Here is a 1,768-nt window from a genome sequence, read left to right on the forward strand (position 1 = left end):
CCTGACCGCCGACGAGGCGCGCGCGGTCGTCCGGGCCGCCGACGTGACCGGCCCGCGCGCCGCGGCCGTCATCCGCCTGATCCTCCAGGTCGGCTGCGGAGTCCGTGACGTCACCGCCGCCCGTGTCGAGGACCTGGCCGATCACGCCACGGCCTCCTCGAGGCCGCCTCGCCGGACGCTGGCCGTGACACGCCGGGACGGGATACGGCGGCTGGTCCTGCCCACCGGGGTCGTACGGGCCGTCGACCGCGCGACCGGCGGACGCGCCGAGGGCCCGATCGTGATGACGCGTGACGGGCGGCGCGTCGCCGACTCGCAGGTGTTCCGGACCGTCGGGCTCACCGGGCACACGGCGGGCCTCGAACTCACCCCACGGACCCTGCGCGACGCCTGCGCGAACCTGGCCATCGAGGCCGGCGTTCCGCTCCGCGAGGTGCAGTGCCTGCTCGGCCACACCCACCCGAACGCACCCACGTGCTCCGGCCCGGCCACCCCGCACGCCTGCGCGAACGTCCCCGGCGCGATCGCCGCCCTCCTCGGCCTGTAGCCCCCCGAGCGGCGCGGGCTCGAAGGCCACCGCGCATCGCCTTCCCGCCACACCCACGGACGGCGCGCCGTCCCCCGGTGCCATCGGGAGCGGCGCGGCGTCCGGCGCCTGGTCAGCGGTGGGACAGGGCGGTCGGCCTGGACCTCGGCTGGAACGGCAGGAAGCGCTCGGCGCGGTGGGGACGGGCCGGGATCTCCGTCGCCTCCACGGCCAGCACGCGGTCGAAGCGGAACGCCCGGACGCCCTGGCGCAGGCGGCACCAGGCCACGAGGTACCAGTGCTCGCGGTGGACCAGGCAGGTCACCGGCTCCACCTCGCGGATCGTCACGTCTCCCCGCGCGTCGGCGTAGTGGAGGCGGACGACCAGCCGCGCGGTGATCGCGCCGGCGGCGGTGCGGGCCCGGCGGGCGGTAGCCGGGTCGAGGGGGCTGGTCAGCGTGGTCAGCGTGGTCGCGATGACATCGCTCGGCGCCTCCATGTCGTCGAACAGGTGCCGCAGGGCGCGGCGGGCGGTGGCGGACTGGGGACCGGCCCCGAGGTGGGCGAGCGACAGGCCCAGGGCGGCGATCTCGGCGGCGGTCAGGCTCGGACGGGTGCGGACATCGAACATCACGTTCTCGGCCATGGCTCGATCATACGTTCGACCACTGACATTTTTACCTGGCCGAACAGCCAGAACACCGTCCGGAAGAACACTACGGCTGGAGGCGTGCCCGCTCCGTCGTCGAGGGGGCACGGCGGCCGGGCGAGTGGCCGGTGTACTGCTTGTACTGCCGGCTGAAGTAGGCCAGGTCGGTGTAGCCGAGCGTCGCCGCGACCCGGCTCACGGACATGCGCGTCTCGGTCAGCAGCTGGCGTGCCCGGTCGATGCGCGCGCGGACGAGGTAGCGGGCCGGGGGCATGCCGGTGTGGGCGACGAACCGGCGGGTGAACTGGGCGCGGGACAGCGCGGTGCGCGCGGCCAGCTCGGCCACGGTCCAGCGATGGCTCGGATCCTGCCGGATCTCCAGGGTGATCTCCTCCAGGGCGGCGTCGACGGGCTCGGGAGCGGGCCGGGTCGCGTCGTCCCACAACAGGCACAGCAGCTGTTCCAGGCAGAGCAGGCTCTGCCGGACGCCGAGCCGGTCGCCGCGCCGGTGCGCGGTGTCGCAGCGACTCGCCAGGGCGGCGGCCAGCGTCGGGTCGCGCAGCCGGCAGTGGCGTTCCGGCAGCACGACGCCG

3 protein-coding genes are annotated in these 1,768 nt (G+C 75.1%); 1 reads left to right on the top strand and 2 read right to left on the bottom strand.

Going from position 1 to position 1,768, the window contains the following annotated elements; all coding sequences use genetic code 11:
• Positions 1-547, top strand: a 547-nt coding sequence (locus ACFFNX_RS49120) for a tyrosine-type recombinase/integrase (protein WP_378213352.1), incomplete at its 5' end; no start/stop codon positions are given.
• Positions 548-659: 112 nt separating this feature from the next.
• Here ACFFNX_RS49120 and ACFFNX_RS49125 read toward each other — a convergent pair.
• A complete protein-coding gene (locus tag ACFFNX_RS49125; RefSeq protein ID WP_378213353.1) occupies positions 660-1,172 on the bottom strand; it encodes a helix-turn-helix transcriptional regulator in 513 nt (170 codons plus the stop codon).
• A gap of 70 nt (positions 1,173-1,242) precedes the next feature.
• Positions 1,243-1,768: helix-turn-helix domain-containing protein (locus ACFFNX_RS49130; protein WP_378213354.1), on the bottom strand; the 526-nt coding region annotated here is incomplete at its 5' end.

Origin of the sequence: Actinoallomurus acaciae (genome assembly GCF_042429965.1) — a bacterium.
Lineage (GTDB): Bacteria > Actinomycetota > Actinomycetes > Streptosporangiales > Streptosporangiaceae > Actinoallomurus > Actinoallomurus acaciae.